The following is a 17153-nucleotide window of genomic DNA, read 5'->3' on the forward strand; positions in this document are numbered from 1 at the left end:
ACCCGGCGCGGGGCTTTCCTCATGCCTTGAGGGCTTGGCGTGGGCCTTTTCCTGCACCGGAACGCGCTTGCGGGCCTGCAGAGAGGAAGAAATCCGCTCAGCAAGCACCGAGTATCCGGCGGCGAACGGACCGCCTCAACCATCGACGGTTCCCCCAATTTTCACGCCACCTGCGTTCCGCTTCGCTCCACTCCGGCGACGAGAAAATCGGCTCCCCCGTCGCCCGCTTCGCGGCCGCTGCGCGGTGGTTGACCCCGCCCGCTCCCCGCCGGGCGATGGCTCATCTTTCGCTTGTATCAGGAGGATGAGATGTCGGTTGAACAACAGATCGAGGAGCTTCGCGCGGAGCTTTCATGGTGCGATGACGCGGGAGAACGGCGGCAGATCGAAGCCGAATTAAGGGCCGCTGAGAAGAGGCTGAAGCGGTGCAATCGGGCGCTGCGTCAGGCCGAACAGGCAGGCTGGCAATAAGGCGATGCGCTGTTGAAGGGGCAGGTTCGCGGGAGTGGTGCCGCATGGCGCCGCTCCCCTTTTTTGATCGGGAAGGCGGGAAGGCAAAGCGGGCGTCTGGGGCGGCAGGTGGCAGTCGGGCTCGATGGCAAGATAGAGGCAAAATCTCGCGATTTTGTAAGTGTTTGTCTGCACATCGTTTTTTGAAGGCTTTTGCGAGACTCGCCCTTTGAGTGCGAGACAGGGTTACCAGGAGTGGCGGTTTTCTGGGCTTTTCCGATCCCAATCGCGAGACTCCTTGCGCTCTGGCGAGGACGCGCCATTCTTATCGGCGGGGAGCGTCATTCCGGCATGGAAGGACGCCGCTATGCGCGATGATGAGTTCGAACCGCAGCTGGGCCGGATGCGCGGCCGGGGCAAGGAGCAGCGCTACCTGAGCCGCGTCGTGAAAGCGGCAAAGCGGGCCGGCATGAAAACGGGCAGGCGCGGCCGTTTCGACGGCAGCCGGATCGGGCGCGGCGCGAGTGTTGCGCGGGTGCTCAGATCGCGCGACCGATTGGGCGCGTTCCGGTCGCGCCGCGTGATCGTCAAGATACGGCCTGTCGGCCTTGGCGGGAAAGGCATGGGCGGTGCGAAGGCGCACCTTCGCTATATTCAGCGCGACGGCGTGACCCGTGAGGGCGAGGCTGGTGCGCTCTACTCGCCCGACAGCGACGTCGCCGATGGCAAGGCGTTCCTCGAACGGTGTGACGGCGACCGCCGCCAGTTCCGGTTCATCGTGTCGGCCGAGGACGCCGACCAGTATCCCGACTTGAAGCCGTTCGTGCGCCGGCTGATGACGCAGATGGAGCAGGATCTTGGGACAAAGCTCGATTGGGTGGCGGTCGACCATTTCAATACCGGCCATCCGCACACGCATATCGTGGTGCGCGGCGTAAACGATCGGGGTGAGAATCTGCTGATCGCGCGCGAGTATATCTCGCACGGGAGCCGGCAGCGGGCGATCGAGATCGTCAACCTCGACCTGGGGCCGCGCACCGACCTTGAAATCGAAGAGCGGCTTCGCAGCGATACGGGTGCCGAGCGGCTGACCGCGATCGACAGACGGCTGATCCGCGACATGGATACCGCGCGGCTGGTCAGCGCGAGCGATGGCGATCCCTTCCAGCAATCGCTTCGCGTCGGTCGCCTGCAGAAACTCGGGCGCATGGGACTCGCCTCGCATGTCGGCAACGGCACCTGGCGGCTTGAGCCCGACCTTGCGAACACACTGCGCCAGATCGGCGAGCGCGGCGACATCATCCGCACCATGCAGCGCGAGCTGACCGCGCGGAAGCTCGATCGTGCTGCGGTCGATCGCGTCATCTACGACCCGGTCGCGAAGGAGGCGACGCCGATCATCGGCCGCGTCGTGATGCGCGGGCTCGCCGACGAACATGAAGACCGTCATTATCTGCTGGTCGACGGCATCGACGGGCGCACCCATTATGCCGAGATCGGCAAGGGCGAGCTGGTCGACACGATCCCCGAAAATGCCATCGTCCGGATCGCGCCACGCGAGGGCGGCATTCGCGCCGTCGATCGGACGATCGACGAGATCGCGGCGGCGAACGGCGGGCGCTATTCGATCGACGCCCATCTGAAGCACGATCCGACCGCCAGCGAACGCTTCGCCGAAACGCATGTCCGGCGGCTTGAAGCGATGCGAAAAATCTCGGGCGTCGTCGAGCGCGAGCCCGACGGAAGCTGGATCATCGCGCCGGACCATCTCGCCAGGGTCGAGAGGTTCGAAGCCATGCAGTTCCGCGACCACCCCGTTGCCATTGAAACCCTGTCGGCGATCCCGCTCGACAAATTACCGGGAACCGATGCCGCGACCTGGCTCGATCGCGAGCTGGTCGCCGAAGCGCCGGTGCCAGTGCGCGATGCTGGGTTCGGGCACGAGGTTCGTTCAGCGCAGGCGATGCGACGGCAATGGCTGATCACCGAACAGCTTGCAGACGAACAGGATGGGCAGACGGTCTATCGGCGAGGGATGCTCGCCGCGCTCCAGCGGCGAGAATTGCTGCGTGTCGCCCGCCAGCTCTCCGACAAGTTAGGCGTTCCGTTCGCCGAGGCCAGAGAGGGGGAGGCTGTTCAAGGCAGGCTCGTGCGCGCAGTCGAGATGACGAGTGGTCGCCATGCGCTCATCGAACGGTCGCGCGATTTCACGCTGGTGCCGTGGCGCTCTGTTCTCGATCGCCATGTCGGTAAATCGGTCTCGGGCATCATGCGCGACGGCGGGATCAACTGGACACTCGGGCGGCAGCGCAGCGGGCCGAGCGTCTCCTGATCCGGAGGATTCGGGCTTTCTATTTTCATGAAATTATGTTTTCATGGATTCATGAAAAATATCGCAGCGCAAACCGATGTCGGCGACGAGCATCTTCAGGTGCAGATTCCTGCCGTTACGAAACGCGATCTCGGTCAACGGTCGCTCGATTCCCGCGAGCCGATCCGGATGATCGTACTGCGGGCACTTGAAGCCTATGGCGTGAGCGTCCCCGCAGACGCGATATCGGATCGCCGGAAGGGCAGGCGATGAGCGAGGATTTCGAAGCTCTCACTGTTGCGGATTATGCGAAGCAGGCCGCGCGGACTGATCAACGCAGCGGTGGCCGCGCACTGGGCTTCTCGATGCTTGGCCTTTTCGGCGAAGTCGGCAGCTTGCTCAGTGAGGCCAAGAAAAAGCAGCGCGACGATGCCTCCTACCTGGGTTACGCTCACGCCGTCGCGGAAGAGCTTGGTGACGTCCTTTGGTATCTGGCGGCGATCGCACGGCGCAGCCGCATGGCGCTCAGCGACATCGCTGCCGCCGCGGCGACAAACGGCGGACAATGGCAGACGGGCGGCAACGAAACGCTCAGTTTCCATGCGCTGCAGCCGCAGCACATTCCGCTTGCCAAGGCACCGATGCCGCAGTTCGAGCATAGCCTGCTCGCGCTGGCAGGCGACGTTGGGCTGCTCATCAACGATTTCCAGGCGGGCGGTCTTGCGAAGGACCGCGAAGCACTCGCGGGCCGGCTGGTCGCGGTCATGCGCCGGTTGATCCAGGCGGCAAACGAATCCGGTGTTACCATCGAGGCTGCCGCCGTGAAGAATCTTCACAAGATCTTCGATCGCTGGCCGCGCGAGCGCATCTATCCGGCGCCGACCGATGCGGCGCTCGACCCAGAAGAGCAATTGCCGCGGCGGATGGCGATCGACGTCTATGAACGCACCGTTCGCGGGCAGACATTCGTGTATCAACGCTCAAGCGGTGTGTATGTCGGCGACCGGCTCACCGACAACGCGCTCGAACCCGACGACTATCGTTTCCACGATGTCTTTCACTACGCTTATGTCGCGGTGCTTGGCTGGTCGCCAGTGCTGCGTGCGCTGCTCCGTCTCAAGCGCAAGAGCGATCCGAAACTCGACGACGCCGAAGACGGTGCTCGGGCGATTCTCATCGAAGAGGGCATAACTTCCTGGATTTTCGGACAAGCGCAGCAACTCCGGTACTTTGAAAACGTGAAGCGCGGTGGCCTTCCGCTGGACATGCTGAAGCATGTCCGCCAGTTCGTCGCCGGCTACGAATCAGAACGCTGTCCGCTGTGGCTTTGGGAGGAAGCGATCCTCCAGGGCTATACGGCTTTCCGCTTCCTTCAGGAGCATCGGCGCGGCCGCGTCCTGATCGACTTCGCCAATCGCCGCCTGCGTATCAAGGAATTGCCGTCATGACCCCGAAATCCTTTGTGTCCACCCTGGCGGCGACCGAACTTCCCTCAGTGTTCAATCCCTGGCGCGATCGCTGCACGGTCCATGACCGCAGCGACGCCGCCGCCCGGCGCCGCGACAATCTCGAAATGCTGCTCACCGCGGCGCTTGATCATCGCGTCGAAACGATCTGGATCGCGCGTGATCTCGGCTATCGCGGGGGGCGGCGTACGGGCGTACCGCTGACCGACGAAATTCACCTCGGACATGCCGGCACGCTGATGGGCGGCATCGCATTTGAACGTGCGACGCAGGGACCCGCCGTGGCGGAGCGCACCGCGGCGATCGTCTGGCGTGTGCTAGAGCGGATCGGTCAGCCTGTCATGCTCTGGAACGTTTTCCCGTTCCATCCCCATGAAGCGGATGATCCGATGTCGAACCGATGCCACACGCGAAGCGAGCGCGAGGCGACCTGGCCGATATTGCAAGCCCTCGTGTCAATGATCCGGCCCCGCCAGATCGTCGCGATCGGGCGCGACGCTCACCTGGCGCTGGACGGTCTCGACATTCCGACCACCGCGGTCCGCCATCCGAGCTACGGCGGGCAGCGCGAGTTCATCGAGGGCATGTTCAGCCTGTACGGTGTCGCGGATGACAACGATGAGCCGCTAGAACTGCCGTTGGGCGCGCCTCACGCCGCAGCACGGAGATGTGCGCTCGCCTGATCGCAGCGTTCAAAGAGTTGCTTAAGATCGCCGCGGTTCCAGTTGGCGGTGTCGACCGTGGCGTTGGTCGAGACGATCGTGAGCGGACCCAGCGCGACCCCGCCTTCCTTGGCGATGAATTCGAGCAGACGGCCGAGGCCGATCAGATTGCCGAGCAGTTTTTCGATATAGTAGTGATTGCGGTAGAGCGCGGTCATGCCGAGGCGACGATCGTCGCCCTTGCCGATCAGCTTGAGACTGGCAAAGCTCAGGCACTGACCGCCGTAGGGCGAGTCATTCACGTCGCGGGCGGGGTCGAAGATCAGCAGTTCGAATTTGTTGAGCGCTCGGACGTTCGGGTTGCGCAGGCGCTCGACGATGCCCCAGATTTGATTGATTGGCTGGCCGTCGGCGCGGGGCAATTCCATCATCCGTTCGAAATAATAGCCCGACCAAGCGCCCGACCTCCGGACCTTCGGCAGCACGTTGTCGCGAAACCGGTCGAAGAATTGCGGCGCGCCGTAGCGCCTGTACAGCGCTGCCGGAAAAATCGTGTTGGCGACCGTCTCGATGGGCTTCTTGCCATGGCCCGAAAGGAAGGCATCGACTTCCGCCACGACGGGATCGGCGAGTGTTGCGCGCGCAGTCGGCTCGGCCACGGAGATGACGACATTCTGCGCCTGGTGTCCGGTGGCGAGGTCGACGAGCCGGACCGCCTCGCGCCAGCCAGCAACGCAGTCAGGCTGCGGCGGTATGGGAAGATACATCGACTTCCTCCGTCAAATTTGCCGTGGCGAAAAGGCGCGGCGCTAGAAAGCGCTCAGTAAGCCAGGCGTGGCCTTCCAAGCCCCAACCTGGTCCCCAGCTGTTGCGGATGAGAATGGCCGGGGTGCCGTCCACGGTTCCATGCCCGACCGCGACGACCGCGTGCCGTTGCGCTGGCTCGGGGAGTTCGTCGTTCGCCGGATCGACGACGCCATCACCGCGCGGCTGGAAGAAAGACCGTGACAGCATCGTCAGCATGAGCACCGGCGTGTCACGATCCAGCGCGGCAAGGATGGATGACAGGTCGGTTCCATCCCTCTGTCCGTTGCGGCCATAGAGCGGGCCAACGGTCGCCGGCGGCGTCCACAGTCGATGATCGGCTGGAACCGCTGCCAGATACGGCCAGCCTTTCTCGTCGGGTTGGCCATCGAGCCGTAGCGCGTCCAGCATTGTGGATAGCAGTGCGCCGCTCGTCGGCGGTCTGCCCGCCCGTTTCTGCGCGGCATAAAAGGCGAATTCACACGACAGCGGTGCCCAGCCGTCGCGAAGCCCGGCGTGGGTGTCGCTCGCGGCGAATGCGAGGCATGTCGGCCGCGCGCCTTGATCGCGCGCAGGCCCGAACAGCGGCCGAAGGTCACGGACGATATCGATCATGGGGCGTCAGGCGGCCTCGAGCAGGTGCCGCCGTTCGGCGCGCGACAGGCCCGTCTGTTCCGGGCCGGTGAGGTCGAAATCGAGCGTCAGGCTGGTGAGGGCCGGCGCAGGCTGCCACGGCCGCCGCTCGTCGAGCGACATGCGGCCGCGCCGCGGCGCATCGGGCGCCGCGGTGACACGGCGGACAACGGGACCACCGATGCCATCGCCGTCGATTGCCTCACGCTCGTCTCGAACGACGGCGAAGCCGCTGGCGATCAGTTGGTCGAGATCCCAGAGATACCCACCGCCGCTATGTTCTTCGAGCTGCAGCACGAAAAGATCATTGCGACTGCCATCGATCCGCGAGCCGGCATCGCGCTCGGTCAGCAGCCAGACGTCGCCGCGATAGTTGTCGGGCCGATAGTCCTTGAGGAGATCGACCTTCAGGCTGCGCGGCTGCGTCCGGAGCAGGTCGGTCATCACCGATGGCGAAATCAGATTGTAGCGAACCAGGGTGCGGCACGTCGCCTCATAGCTGGCGCCGATCCGCAGCGAGAGCTGATAGACGACATTGGGGCGCCGGAAATGATCGATCTGCCATCCTTGTCGCGCGCTGTGCGCGAGCACCAGCCATTTCGGCATCATGAAGGCGATCGCAAAGGCGTCGGCTTCGGTTTCCTCGAAGTTGTTTCCCGGTTCGGGCGACATCGGCATCCGGCGCAGGATGCTCTCATCGTCGAGGCTCGGCTCGTGTCGCATCGAAAAATGCCCGAGTTCGTGCGCGGCCGTGAAGCGCTGGATGCTCATCGGTCGTTCCGTCGTGACGAGAACGCCAGGAGCAGGTGCGCTGAGATAGGCGCCGAGCAGGCCTTTCAGAGGACGAAGCAGCAAGGGTAGACCCACGGCATGGATCGCGCCGAAGACATCGACGCTGCCGCCTTGGGTCTCGATCAGTGCGCGCGTATCGAGTTCGCGATGCAGGCGGCCCGCTGCCATCGTACCAGCGCGAACCGCGCTCGCATAATCCGACGCCATCGATCAGCTCCGTTCGCCGCCAGACCGCGAGCGGAGATATTCGGCAAACCGGCTCAGCTCGGCCCGGTCCTCAGTCGACAAGGCCGCAACGCGTCGCGCCAGATGGGCGACATCGGCGGGAAGGCTCGCGGAGGCCTCGTCTTCGCCGGTAAAATAGGCCACCGACTGGCGGTAAAGACGGGCAAGCCGCGTCAGTTCGATCGCTTCAACGCGGCGCTGGCCATTCTCGATATCGGTAAGCGCGGTCCGGGGAATCTTGAGATAGGCAGCAACTTCTTCCTGCTTGAGGCCGAGATATTTCCGTGCTTCGCGCAGACGGTCGCCCAAGCGCCGCCGCTCCTGCTCGTCGCCTTCCTGGCGGAGTGCGAGATTGGTCATGGCTTCGACCCTTTCTTCTTAACCCAGACGCGTTCGATCTTAGGGAGGAGGTCGTCAATCGCCTTCTCGATCGAATTGTAGCCGCCGGTGCGGACGATGCTGTCGCGAAGCTCGATGTCGAGGACCTGCTCCACCGCGCAAAGCGTGTCGACCACGGACAAGGAGTCGAGTGGCACGGGCGCCTGGATGATCTTCGGGTTTTCCGGAGGCAGGGCAATTCCGCGCACCTGTGCCTCAGCCCTGGCCACTTGCAGCAGTTCGTCGACCAACGCCCTAATGGCGTCGGCTTTGGGAAACGCGGTTGCCGCGGGCTGCGGAGGAGCGATTGTCGCCATGCATGCCTCGCACGATTTCACTACATTAAATGCGATATAATGTCTGATAATCCGACACGCAAGCCCGAATTTGCAGCTCGGATTTTTGCAGGGTGTAGCGGGTCATCGGCGGTGCGGTGTGGTGGTCAGTGCCACCTCGAGGGACAACGACAGGGCAGAATCATCAACTCGGGTCATAGCTCGATCAAAAGAACAGAGCTGGAATATTGAGTCAGTCGCCGACGAGTGATCTCCTTCGGTCACCCACCAGCCCCCAGCGGCTCCGTTCATTTCGGGCGGCCCATAGCCGAGTCTTGAAGCCGCGCCCCGACCGCATCCGGCGGTATGGGCGGGAGCTTCAACGTGACCCCGACCAAATTGCTCATCGGCCAGATCCTTGTCGTGTTCGCAATCGTGATCGCGGGCCTCTGGGCGGCGACCCAATGGGCGGCGGCGATGCTCGCCTACCAGCCCGAACTTGGTCCGGCCTGGTTCATGGCTGGAAGCACGCCGGTCTATCGTCCCTGGGCGCTCTTCCCCTGGTGGTATCACTACGATGCCTATGCGCCGCATGTTTTCGACAAGGCCGGCGCGCTCGCCGGCGCGAGCGGTTTCATCGGCTGCGGCGCGGCGATCGCAGGCTCGCTCTGGCGCGCGCGGCAGTCGCGTCACGTCACCACCTATGGTTCGGCGCGCTGGGCCAGGCCGAACGAGATCGAGCGGGCCGGCCTTTACGGTGATGCCGGCGTATTCCTGGGCCGCTCGCGCGGCCGCTATCTCCGGCATGACGGCCCCGAACATATCATGGCGTTCGCGCCAACCCGTTCGGGCAAGGGCGTCGGGCTGGTCATACCGACACTGCTTGGCTGGACCGGCAGCGCCGTGGTTCACGACATCAAGGGCGAGAACTGGCAGCTCACCGCCGGCTGGCGCGCGCGCTTCTCCCACGTCCTGCTGTTCAATCCGACCGATCCCGCTTCCGCCAAATACAACCCGCTGCTGGAGGTCCGGCGCGGCGAGCATGAGGTCCGCGACGTCCAGAACATCGCCGACATCCTGGTCGATCCCGAAGGCGCGCTCGAACGGCGCAACCACTGGGAGAAAACCTCCCATTCGCTCCTGGTCGGCGCGATCCTCCACGTCCTTTATGCGGAGGAAGAAAAGACGCTCGCACGGGTAGCCACATTCCTGTCGGACCCGCAGCGGCCGTTCACCGCCACGCTCCGGCGGATGATGACCACCAATCACCTCGGCACGAAGGATGCGCCGCAGATCCATCCCGTCGTCGCCTCGGCGGCGCGCGAGGTGCTCAACAAGAGCGAGAACGAGCGCAGCGGCGTCCTCTCCACCGCAATGTCGTTTCTCGGGCTCTATCGCGACCCGACCGTCGCCGCGGTGACATCGCGCTGCGACTGGCGGATCGCCGATCTCGTCGAGGCCGGCCATCCGGTCTCGCTCTACCTTGTCATCCCGCCATCGGACATCAGCCGCACCAAGCCGCTGGTGCGGTTGGTGCTCAACCAGATCGGCCGCCGCCTCACCGAAAAGCTCGATGCCGATCCCGCCAGGGCGGGCAAGCACAAGCTCCTGATGATGCTCGACGAGTTCCCGGCATTGGGGCGGCTCGACTTCTTCGAGACCAGTCTTGCCTTTCTCGCGGGCTATGGAGTGCGCGCCTTCCTGATCGCGCAGTCCTTGAACCAGATCGAGAAGGCTTATGGCGAGCACAACTCGATCCTCGACAACTGCCATGTCCGCGTCGCGTTTGCGACCAACGACGAGCGCACGGCGCGGCGGATTTCGGACGCGCTCGGCATCGCCACCGAACAGCGCGCGATGCGCAACTATGCCGGCCACCGGCTCGCGCCCTGGCTGGCGCACGTCATGGTCAGCCGGCAGGAGACCGCCCGGCCACTCCTGACCACCGGCGAGGTGATGCAGCTCCCGCCCAAGGATGAGCTTGTCCTTGTCTCCGGCATGGCCCCGATCCGCGCGAGGAAGCTGCGCTATTACGAGGACCGCAATTTCCGCGAGCGGATCGCACCGCCGCCGCAGCCCGCGCCCGGAGACTATCCCGACCGGCCGCAGGCACGCCCCAACGACTGGAGCGGACTGGTCCGCGCGCCCGATACCCGGCTCGGCAAGCCCGATGACGATGCGAAGGCGGATGAGGACGGCGGCTTGCAACAGCAGCGCCACCCCGGCCTCGGCGAAGAACCCGCCAAAAAACCCGAGCCGCCAAAGCAGCTCGACCTGCTCGGCCTGGACAGCGACGACACCGACACGATCGCCGACAAGCACGCGATGGACCGCGCCGGCGCCACCGGCACGCTGATCCGCGCTCACGCGATCAATCAGGGTCGCAGCGCCGACATGCTGCCGGACTTCTGACAATGGCCGCGATCAAACCCAACCGCGTCCGCTACCAGCTCTTCCTGCCCGAAGATCTGAGCCACCGCTTCGAGGCGCTGGCGAGCCAGCCCGGCGCGTCCAAATCGGCGATCCTCACCGACGCGCTCACCGCCTGGCTCAACCGGCAGGCGGCGAGCGAGCTGGAGAACAAGTTCAGCCAGCGGCTCGATCGCATGTCGCTCGCGCTGGGGCGTGTCGAGCGTGACGGGCATGTGCTGCTCGAGAGCCTGGCGCTGTTCATCCGCTATGAACTGATGGTGCAGGCCCCTTTGGCCGAAGCCGACGAAGCGGCGCGTGCGATCGGCCGAGACCGCTTCGAGGCGTTCATTGCCCGCGTCGGCGAAGCGCTCGCCAGCGGCCAGCGCACGCTTGCTGCCTCCGCGAAAGACAATGGAGGTGGGCGATGAGCGACACGCTTTTCGGCTCCGATAATTCCGCAGGGCGTCGGCGCGCGATGCTGCGCACCGCGATGGGGCCGACCATCGCCGCAGCGCTGGCCGATCCGGTGGTCATCGAGATCATGGTGAACCCGGACGGCGTGTTGCGCCTTGATCGACTCGGCGAAGGCCGGATCGATACCGGCACCAAATATGAGCCCGCGCAGGTCGAGCGGATCATCCGCCTGGTTGCCAGCCACGCACGGACAGAGGTTCATGGCAATGCGCCGATCGTGTCAGCCGAGCTGCCACCGCACGGCGAAGGCGCGGGCGAGCGGTTCGAGGGTATCCTGCCGCCGGTCAGCCTCGCGCCGTGCTTCTCGATCCGCAAGCCCGCGGCGCGCATCTACACTTTGCTCGACTATGTGCGGGACGGCATCATGCCCGCCGACACGGCGCGACTGCTGTCGATGGCCGTGGTCGAGCGCAAGAACATCCTGGTCGCGGGTGGCACCAGTTCGGGCAAGACGACGCTTGCCAACGCGCTGCTCGCCGAGATGGCGCACCTCGACGAACGCGTCATCATCATTGAAGACACGCGTGAGTTGCAATGCGCCGCGCCCGACGTGGTGGGGCTGCGCACGCGTACGATTGGCACTGCCGGAGCCGGCGGCGTCACGATGGCTGATCTTGTCCGCTCGACATTGCGGCTCCGCCCCGATCGCATCGTCGTTGGCGAGGTGCGCGGGCGCGAAGCGCTCGACATGCTCAAAGCCTGGAACACCGGGCATCCGGGCGGCATCGCAACCGTCCACGCCAATTCGGCAGTGTCGGCGCTCTACCGGCTCGAGCAGCTCGTGCAGGAAAGCGTCGTCACCGTTCCGCGCCGGCTGATCGCCGACGCCATCGACATGATCGTGTTCATCGCCGGGCGCGGCCTCGCGCGCCGCGTCGACACGATCGCGCGCGTCGCCGGCCTCGATCCCGACGGCGGCTACGCCGTCCTCGACCTTACTCCCGACCACGCCCTCGAACCCCAAGGAGAATGACCATGCGCTTGTCCCGTATTCCTGCCCGTATTCCCGATCGTCGGAGCATCTTCCTCACCGGCGCCGCCATCGGCCTCGGGCTTGCGCTCGCCGCCACCGCGCAGGCCGCCGGCTCGGGCATGCCGTGGGAGGAACCGCTTCAGCAGGTCCTCGAATCGGTCCAGGGTCCTGTCGCCAAGATCGTCGCGGTGATCATCATCATCGTCACCGGTTTGACGCTCGCGTTCGGCGAGACGGCAGGCGGGTTCCGGCGCCTCATCCAGATCATCTTCGGCCTGTCGATCGCGTTTGCGGCGTCGAGCTTCTTCCTCAGCTTCTTCAGCTTCGGCGGCGGGGCGCTCATCTCGTGAACGCGCCAAATTCCTATGGCGCCAGCCATATCGAGGGGTTCGAGGCGCCGATGCACCGCGCGCTTGCCGAGCCGATCCTGCTTGGCGGGGCGCCGCGAGCGATCGCGATCGTCAATGGTACGATCGCGGCCGCGCTCGGACTCGGTCTCCAGCAGTGGATCGCCGGGCTGGCCATGTGGGCGTTCGGGCACACTCTCGCGGTGTTCGCCGCCAAGCGCGATCCCGACTTCGCCCCGGTCCTTGTCCGCCACCTTCGCCAGAAGGGGCATCTGTCATGCTGAATCTGCGCGAATACCGTCAGAAGGCCGACCGGCTCGCCGATCATCTTCCATGGGCGGCGCTTGTCGCGCCCGGCGTGGTGCTCAACAAGGACGGCAGCTTTTTGCGCGTCCTCAGGTTCCGCGGCCCCGATCTAGAATCCGCCACCGAAGCCGAGCTTGTCGCCGCCTGCGCGCGGGCGAACAATGTCCTGAAGCGCTTCGGCTCGGGCTGGGCACTCCATTTCGAGGCCGAGCGGCGCGAAGCGCTGGGTTATCCCGACAGCAGCTTTCCCGATGCGGCGTCGTGGCTGGTCGATGAGGAACGGCGCGCGGCGTTCGAAAGCGCGGGCGCGCATTTCGAGAGCCGCTATTATCTGACGCTCACCCTCCTGCCTCCGCCCGATCAGGCGGACACGGCGGGCCGAGCGCTGATCGAGCGCAGCGACGACGCGAAGGGCCGCGACTGGCGACAAGCGCTTGCCGGCTTCATCGCCGAGACGGATCGTGCGCTTGACCTGTTCAGAGGCTTCATGCCCGAGGTGCGCGCGCTCGGCGACAGCGAAATGCTGACCTTTCTCCACGGTGCGATCTCCGCGCGCCGCCATGTCGTCGCCGTGCCCGAAACGCCCATCTATCTGGACGGGCTGCTCGCCGACACGCCGCTGACCGGCGGGCTCGAACCGATGCTCGGCGACGAGCATCTGCGGACGCTCACCATCCTCGGATTTCCGAACGCGAGCCGTCCCGGCATCCTCGACGGACTCAACCATGAGGATTTTGGCTATCGCTGGGTGACGCGCTTCATTGCGCTCGACAAGACCGACGCAACCAAAGCGCTCACTCGCCTGCGGCGGCAGTGGTTCAACAAGCGCAAGTCGATCACCGCGCTGCTGCGCGAAGTCATCTACAACCAGCCGGTCCAGCTTCTCGACAGCGATGCCGACAACAAGGTGGTCGATGCCGACCTCGCCTTGCAGGCGCTCGGCGGCGATCATGTCGCGTTCGGCTATCTGACGACGACGATCACCGTTGCCGATATCGACCGCGCCCGCGTCGAGGAAAAGGTCCGCGCGGTCGAGCGCATCGTCAACGGGCTCGGCTTCACCTGCATCCGCGAGGGCATGAATGTGGTCGAGGCGTGGCTGTCGAGCCTGCCGGGCCATGTCTATGCGAACGTCCGGCAACCGATCGTCCACACCCTGAATCTCGCGCATCTCATGCCGCTGTCCTCGGTATGGGCAGGACCGGCGCGTAATCCGCACCTCGACGGTCCGCCGCTGCTTTATGCGGAAACCAGCGGCTCGACGCCGTTCCGTCTCAGCACGCATGTCGGCGACGTCGGTCATATGCTGATCGTCGGACCCACCGGGGCCGGAAAGTCGGTGCTGCTCGCAATGCTCGCGCTTCAGTTCCGGCGATATCCAGACTCCCAGGTCTATGTCTTCGACAAGGGATTTTCGGCGCGCGCGGCCGTGCTGGCGATGGGCGGCGCGCATCACGCGCTCGGGCTTGGCGGTGAGAGCGGTCATGCCGATGACGTGGGCGGGCGAACGATCGCCTTCCAGCCGCTGCGCCACATCGATCGCTCCAACGCACGCGCCTGGGCGACCGAATGGATCGGCGCGCTGCTCGCCCATGAGAAAGTACTGGTCACACCCGAGATCAAGGAGGCCGTCTGGTCGGCGCTCACCAATCTCGCGACCGCCCCGATCGAGGAACGCACGCTCACCGGCCTGTCGCTGCTGCTGCAATCGGCACCGCTGCGATCGGCGCTCGCGCCCTATACGCTCGAAGGATCGTTCGGCCGCCTGCTCGACGCCGCCGAAGACGATCTAGCGATCGCCGACGTGCAGTGCTTCGAGACTGAAGCGCTGATGGGGCAGGCGGGCGTCGTTGCGCCCGTGCTGACCTACCTGTTCCATCGTCTCGAGGAGCGCTTCACCGGGCGGCCGACGCTTCTCGTACTGGATGAAGCCTGGGTGTTCCTCGACCACCCGCTGTTCGCCGCGCGCATCCGTGAGTGGCTGAAGGTGCTGCGCAAGAAGAACGTCAGCGTCGTGTTCGCGACACAGAGCCTAGCCGATATCGCCGACAGCACGATCGCGCCGGCCATCATCGAAAGCTGTCCGCAGCGCATCTTGCTGCCCAATGATCGGGCGATCGAGCCGCAGGGCCAGACGGTCTACGTCCGCTTCGGTCTCAACGCGCGCCAGATCGAACTGGTCAGCCGCGCGACGCCCAAGCGGCAATATTATCTGCAATCAGCGCGCGGCAACCGGCTGTTCGAGCTTGGGCTAGGCCCGATCGCGCTGGCGTTGTGCGGCGCGTCCGATCCCGACAGCCAGAAGCGCATAGACGCGGTGCTGGCCGAAAAGGGCCAGGCCGACTTCGCCGCGACCTTTCTCTCCCAAGCCGGCCTCGATTGGGCGGCCGACCTGCTTGGGCGTCACCCTGCCGCCCGCCCCCCAGAAGACAAGGAGTAATTTCCCGTGCCCCGTATCCCTATCCGCAAATATGCGTGCCTCTCCGCTCTCGCGCTCGGCGCCGTCGGCTCGCTCGGTATCGGCATCGCGTTGACCTCGACGCCCGTCGCGGCCCAGCTCAGTGTGTTCGATCCATCGAACTATTCGCAAAACCTGCTCACCGCCGCGCGCACGCTTGCCCAGATCAACAACCAGATCCAGAGTCTCCAGAACGAAGCGCAGATGCTGATCAACCAGGGCAAGAACCTGTCCCGGATCGATTTCCCGCAACTTCAGGAGCTTCGCCAGCGCCTCCAGCAGATCGACCAGCTCATGGGCCAGGCGCAGGGCGTCGACTTCCGCATCGATCAGCTCGACGAGCGCTTCCGCCAGCTCTACCCGCAGGAGTTCGATCAGGTGTTCCGCCGCGATCAGCGTGTGGCTCGCGCACGCGATCAACTCGATACCGCGATGTCCGCGTTTCGCCAGACGATGGGGGTCCAGAACCGCATCGTCGACAACGTACGGAGCGACACGCAGGCGCTCGCCGACATCGTCGCGCGCAGCCAGGGCGCGGAAGGCTCGCTTCAGGCGCAGCAGGCCACGAACCAGCTTCTCGCGCTCACCGCCAAGCAGCAGCTCCAGCTTCAGCAAATGATGGCGGCGCAGTTCCGGGCGGAATCGGTCGAGCAGGCGCAGCGGGGCCAGATCGCGCGCGAGGCACGCGAGTCGACGCGCCGCTTCCTCGGCGACGGCAAGGCTTACACGCCACGCCAATGAGCTGAGGCAGGCGAGGACCGCGCCCCCAGCTCCCCCCGGGTCCGAACCTGTCTCGTCGCGGGGGCCGTAGGGCTTGCCCCTCTCATGGCCGCCGGTCCCCGCGACACCTTTCAACTTCAAGCAGGAACCCGCCCATATGGATGACCTGAATGTCATCGATCAGTTCATGGAGGCCTTCGCCTCCTACATCGACAGCGGGTTCGGCCTGTTGGGCGGTGACGTCGGTTTCCTGACCACGATCCTGATCGGCATCGACATCACGCTCGCCGGGCTGTTCTGGGCGCTCGGCGGCGAAGACGACGTCATCGCCAAGTTCCTCAAAAAGATCCTCTATGTCGGCGTCTTCGCCCTGATCCTCAACAGCTTCTCGACACTGTCCGATATCATCTTTCGCAGCTTCGCCGGCCTCGGCCTCACCGCAGGGGGCAGCGCGATTACGGCTGACGATTTATTGCGACCCGGCAAGCTGGCCGGGACCGGCTTCGAGGCAGCATGGCCGCTCCTCGAGCAGGCGAAGGAGTTGGTTGGCCCGATCGCCTTCTTCGACAATTTCATCGAGATCGCCGTGCTGGTGATCGCCTGGGTCGTCGTCATCGCCGCCTTTTTCATCCTCGCGATCCAGCTTTTCATCACAATCCTCGAATTCAAGCTTACTTCGCTCGCCGGCTTCGTGCTCGTGCCCTTTGCGCTGTGGAACCGCACGTCGTTCCTCGCCGAACGGGTGCTCGGGAACGTCGTCAGTTCGGGCATCAAGGTCATGGTGCTCGCGGTCATCGTCGGCATCGGCTCTAACTATTTCGCCGACTTCACCAGTGCGATCACCGGCGACGAGGTGTCGATCGAACAGGCCGTGTCGCTGATGCTCGCGAGCCTCGCGATCTTTGGCCTCTCCATCTTCGGCCCGGGAATCGCATCCGGCCTCGTCGCCGGCGCGCCGCAGCTCGGCGCCGGATCGGTGATCGCCACTACCGTGCTTGCCGGCGGAGGTCTTGCGATGGCAGGCGCTGGCGCCGTCGGCGCGGCACGCGGTCTCGCGGGGGCCGGTCTCGGCGCGATCCGCGCCGGTACATCGATGGGGTCTGCCGCATCCACTGCCTACAAGCTCGGGCAGGAAACCTCGGGCTCGACCAGCGTCGGCGCGGGCCTCGGCGGCGTTGCGACCGCCATGCGCGGCGCGGCTGCCAACCGGATGAGCGGCGGTCTCGGCGTTAGCGCTGCCGCCGATCGTGGGCAGCGCGCCGCATGGGAAGCAGGAAGCACCCGTGCCGGCGGCGCCGCCCCCGCAGCCGCGCCGATAGGCGCAGCTGAAGGAACACCCGCCTGGGCGCAGAAGCTTCATGCCAGCCAGAATGCTCGCCACCGCCGCCAGATGGCGATCCACGCAATCCAGGGCGGCGACCGCGGCGGCGCTGGCGCCACTCCAGACATCAAGGAAAGGGACTGAGC

Annotated in this window: 17 protein-coding genes; 12 read left to right on the plus strand and 5 right to left on the minus strand. The window is 65.1% G+C overall.

Annotated elements, in window-relative coordinates; translation table 11 throughout:
• The first annotated feature begins 817 nt into the window (after positions 1-817).
• The 4 genes from rlxS to J1N50_RS03965 are packed head-to-tail and all read left to right on the plus strand — an operon-like array spanning position 818 to position 4910.
• Positions 818-2782: a relaxase/mobilization nuclease RlxS gene (rlxS, locus tag J1N50_RS03950; protein WP_017499947.1), complete on the plus strand. Its 1965-nt coding sequence runs from the start codon at positions 818-820 to the stop codon at positions 2780-2782.
• Between the two features lie 51 nt (positions 2783-2833).
• Positions 2834-3034, plus strand: a complete 201-nt coding sequence (locus J1N50_RS03955) for a hypothetical protein (protein ID WP_017499946.1) — start codon at positions 2834-2836, stop codon at positions 3032-3034.
• A complete protein-coding gene (locus J1N50_RS03960; RefSeq protein WP_017499945.1) occupies positions 3031-4209 on the plus strand; it encodes a nucleoside triphosphate pyrophosphohydrolase family protein in 1179 nt (392 codons plus the stop codon). Before J1N50_RS03955 ends, J1N50_RS03960 begins: the two co-directional genes overlap by 4 nt.
• Entirely contained in the window at positions 4206-4910 is a 705-nt protein-coding gene (locus J1N50_RS03965) for a uracil-DNA glycosylase (protein ID WP_017499944.1), read from the plus strand. The genes J1N50_RS03960 and J1N50_RS03965 overlap by 4 nt, the downstream gene beginning before the upstream one ends.
• Here J1N50_RS03965 and J1N50_RS03970 read toward each other — a convergent pair.
• Genes J1N50_RS03970 through J1N50_RS03990 form a run of 5 tightly spaced genes read right to left on the minus strand, consistent with a single transcriptional unit; the run spans position 4877 to position 8038 of the window.
• Complete coding sequence (locus tag J1N50_RS03970; RefSeq protein WP_017499943.1) at positions 4877-5656, minus strand: thymidylate synthase family protein; 780 nt, start codon at positions 5654-5656, stop codon at positions 4877-4879. The genes J1N50_RS03965 and J1N50_RS03970 overlap by 34 nt on opposite strands.
• Entirely contained in the window at positions 5628-6308 is a 681-nt protein-coding gene (locus tag J1N50_RS03975) for a C1 family peptidase (RefSeq protein WP_017499942.1), read from the minus strand. The genes J1N50_RS03970 and J1N50_RS03975 overlap by 29 nt, the downstream gene beginning before the upstream one ends.
• 6 nt (positions 6309-6314) lie before the next feature.
• Positions 6315-7325: an ImmA/IrrE family metallo-endopeptidase gene (locus J1N50_RS03980; protein WP_017499941.1), complete on the minus strand. Its 1011-nt coding sequence runs from the start codon at positions 7323-7325 to the stop codon at positions 6315-6317.
• 3 nt (positions 7326-7328) lie between these two features.
• On the minus strand, positions 7329-7703 hold the full coding sequence (locus tag J1N50_RS03985; RefSeq protein WP_017499940.1) for a helix-turn-helix domain-containing protein: 375 nt from the start codon (positions 7701-7703) through the stop codon (positions 7329-7331).
• The gene (locus J1N50_RS03990) at positions 7700-8038 is read right to left on the minus strand and encodes a hypothetical protein (RefSeq protein ID WP_017499939.1); all 339 of its coding nucleotides are present in this window, start codon (positions 8036-8038) and stop codon (positions 7700-7702) included. The genes J1N50_RS03985 and J1N50_RS03990 overlap by 4 nt, the downstream gene beginning before the upstream one ends.
• Positions 8039-8380: 342 nt before the next feature.
• Here J1N50_RS03990 and J1N50_RS03995 point away from each other — a divergent pair, with 342 nt between their 5' ends.
• From J1N50_RS03995 to trbL, 8 genes are all read left to right on the plus strand, one after another.
• Positions 8381-10408, plus strand: a complete 2028-nt coding sequence (locus J1N50_RS03995) for a conjugal transfer protein TraG (protein WP_038292469.1) — start codon at positions 8381-8383, stop codon at positions 10406-10408.
• A gap of 2 nt (positions 10409-10410) precedes the next feature.
• A complete protein-coding gene (locus tag J1N50_RS04000; RefSeq protein WP_017499937.1) occupies positions 10411-10836 on the plus strand; it encodes a hypothetical protein in 426 nt (141 codons plus the stop codon).
• Complete coding sequence (trbB, locus tag J1N50_RS04005; protein ID WP_017499936.1) at positions 10833-11855, plus strand: P-type conjugative transfer ATPase TrbB; 1023 nt, start codon at positions 10833-10835, stop codon at positions 11853-11855. The genes J1N50_RS04000 and trbB overlap by 4 nt, the downstream gene beginning before the upstream one ends.
• Complete coding sequence (locus J1N50_RS04010) at positions 11852-12205, plus strand: TrbC/VirB2 family type IV secretion system protein (RefSeq protein WP_017499935.1); 354 nt, start codon at positions 11852-11854, stop codon at positions 12203-12205. The genes trbB and J1N50_RS04010 overlap by 4 nt, the downstream gene beginning before the upstream one ends.
• Before the next feature lie 50 nt (positions 12206-12255).
• On the plus strand, positions 12256-12486 hold the full coding sequence (locus tag J1N50_RS04015; RefSeq protein WP_051035683.1) for a VirB3 family type IV secretion system protein: 231 nt from the start codon (positions 12256-12258) through the stop codon (positions 12484-12486).
• Positions 12480-14948, plus strand: a complete 2469-nt coding sequence (gene trbE, locus J1N50_RS04020; protein WP_017499933.1) for a conjugal transfer protein TrbE — start codon at positions 12480-12482, stop codon at positions 14946-14948. Before J1N50_RS04015 ends, trbE begins: the two co-directional genes overlap by 7 nt.
• 6 nt (positions 14949-14954) lie before the next feature.
• On the plus strand, positions 14955-15707 hold the full coding sequence (gene trbJ, locus J1N50_RS04025) for a P-type conjugative transfer protein TrbJ (RefSeq protein WP_017499932.1): 753 nt from the start codon (positions 14955-14957) through the stop codon (positions 15705-15707).
• 136 nt (positions 15708-15843) lie between these two features.
• Complete coding sequence (trbL, locus tag J1N50_RS04030; RefSeq protein ID WP_017499931.1) at positions 15844-17151, plus strand: P-type conjugative transfer protein TrbL; 1308 nt, start codon at positions 15844-15846, stop codon at positions 17149-17151.
• Positions 17152-17153 lie beyond the last annotated feature (2 nt).

Source organism: Sphingopyxis soli (assembly GCF_018682675.1).
Lineage (GTDB): Bacteria > Pseudomonadota > Alphaproteobacteria > Sphingomonadales > Sphingomonadaceae > Sphingopyxis > Sphingopyxis soli.

Excerpts from the sequence above, each read along its gene's own strand:
- J1N50_RS03970 (WP_017499943.1), bottom strand. The coding sequence starts at position 5,656 with ATGTATCTTCCCATACCGCCGCAGCCTGACTGCGTTGCTGGCTGGCGC.
- J1N50_RS03960 (WP_017499945.1), top strand. The coding sequence starts at position 3,031 with ATGAGCGAGGATTTCGAAGCTCTCACTGTTGCGGATTATGCGAAGCAG.
- J1N50_RS03955 (WP_017499946.1), top strand. The coding sequence starts at position 2,834 with ATGAAAAATATCGCAGCGCAAACCGATGTCGGCGACGAGCATCTTCAG.
- J1N50_RS04000 (WP_017499937.1), top strand. The coding sequence starts at position 10,411 with ATGGCCGCGATCAAACCCAACCGCGTCCGCTACCAGCTCTTCCTGCCC.
- J1N50_RS03985 (WP_017499940.1), bottom strand. The coding sequence starts at position 7,703 with ATGACCAATCTCGCACTCCGCCAGGAAGGCGACGAGCAGGAGCGGCGG.
- J1N50_RS03965 (WP_017499944.1), top strand. The coding sequence starts at position 4,206 with ATGACCCCGAAATCCTTTGTGTCCACCCTGGCGGCGACCGAACTTCCC.
- J1N50_RS04010 (WP_017499935.1), top strand. The coding sequence starts at position 11,852 with ATGACCATGCGCTTGTCCCGTATTCCTGCCCGTATTCCCGATCGTCGG.
- rlxS (WP_017499947.1), top strand. The coding sequence starts at position 818 with ATGCGCGATGATGAGTTCGAACCGCAGCTGGGCCGGATGCGCGGCCGG.
- J1N50_RS04015 (WP_051035683.1), top strand. The coding sequence starts at position 12,256 with ATGCACCGCGCGCTTGCCGAGCCGATCCTGCTTGGCGGGGCGCCGCGA.
- trbE (WP_017499933.1), top strand. The coding sequence starts at position 12,480 with ATGCTGAATCTGCGCGAATACCGTCAGAAGGCCGACCGGCTCGCCGAT.
- J1N50_RS03980 (WP_017499941.1), bottom strand. The coding sequence starts at position 7,325 with ATGGCGTCGGATTATGCGAGCGCGGTTCGCGCTGGTACGATGGCAGCG.
- trbB (WP_017499936.1), top strand. The coding sequence starts at position 10,833 with ATGAGCGACACGCTTTTCGGCTCCGATAATTCCGCAGGGCGTCGGCGC.
- J1N50_RS03990 (WP_017499939.1), bottom strand. The coding sequence starts at position 8,038 with ATGGCGACAATCGCTCCTCCGCAGCCCGCGGCAACCGCGTTTCCCAAA.
- trbL (WP_017499931.1), top strand. The coding sequence starts at position 15,844 with ATGGATGACCTGAATGTCATCGATCAGTTCATGGAGGCCTTCGCCTCC.
- J1N50_RS03975 (WP_017499942.1), bottom strand. The coding sequence starts at position 6,308 with ATGATCGATATCGTCCGTGACCTTCGGCCGCTGTTCGGGCCTGCGCGC.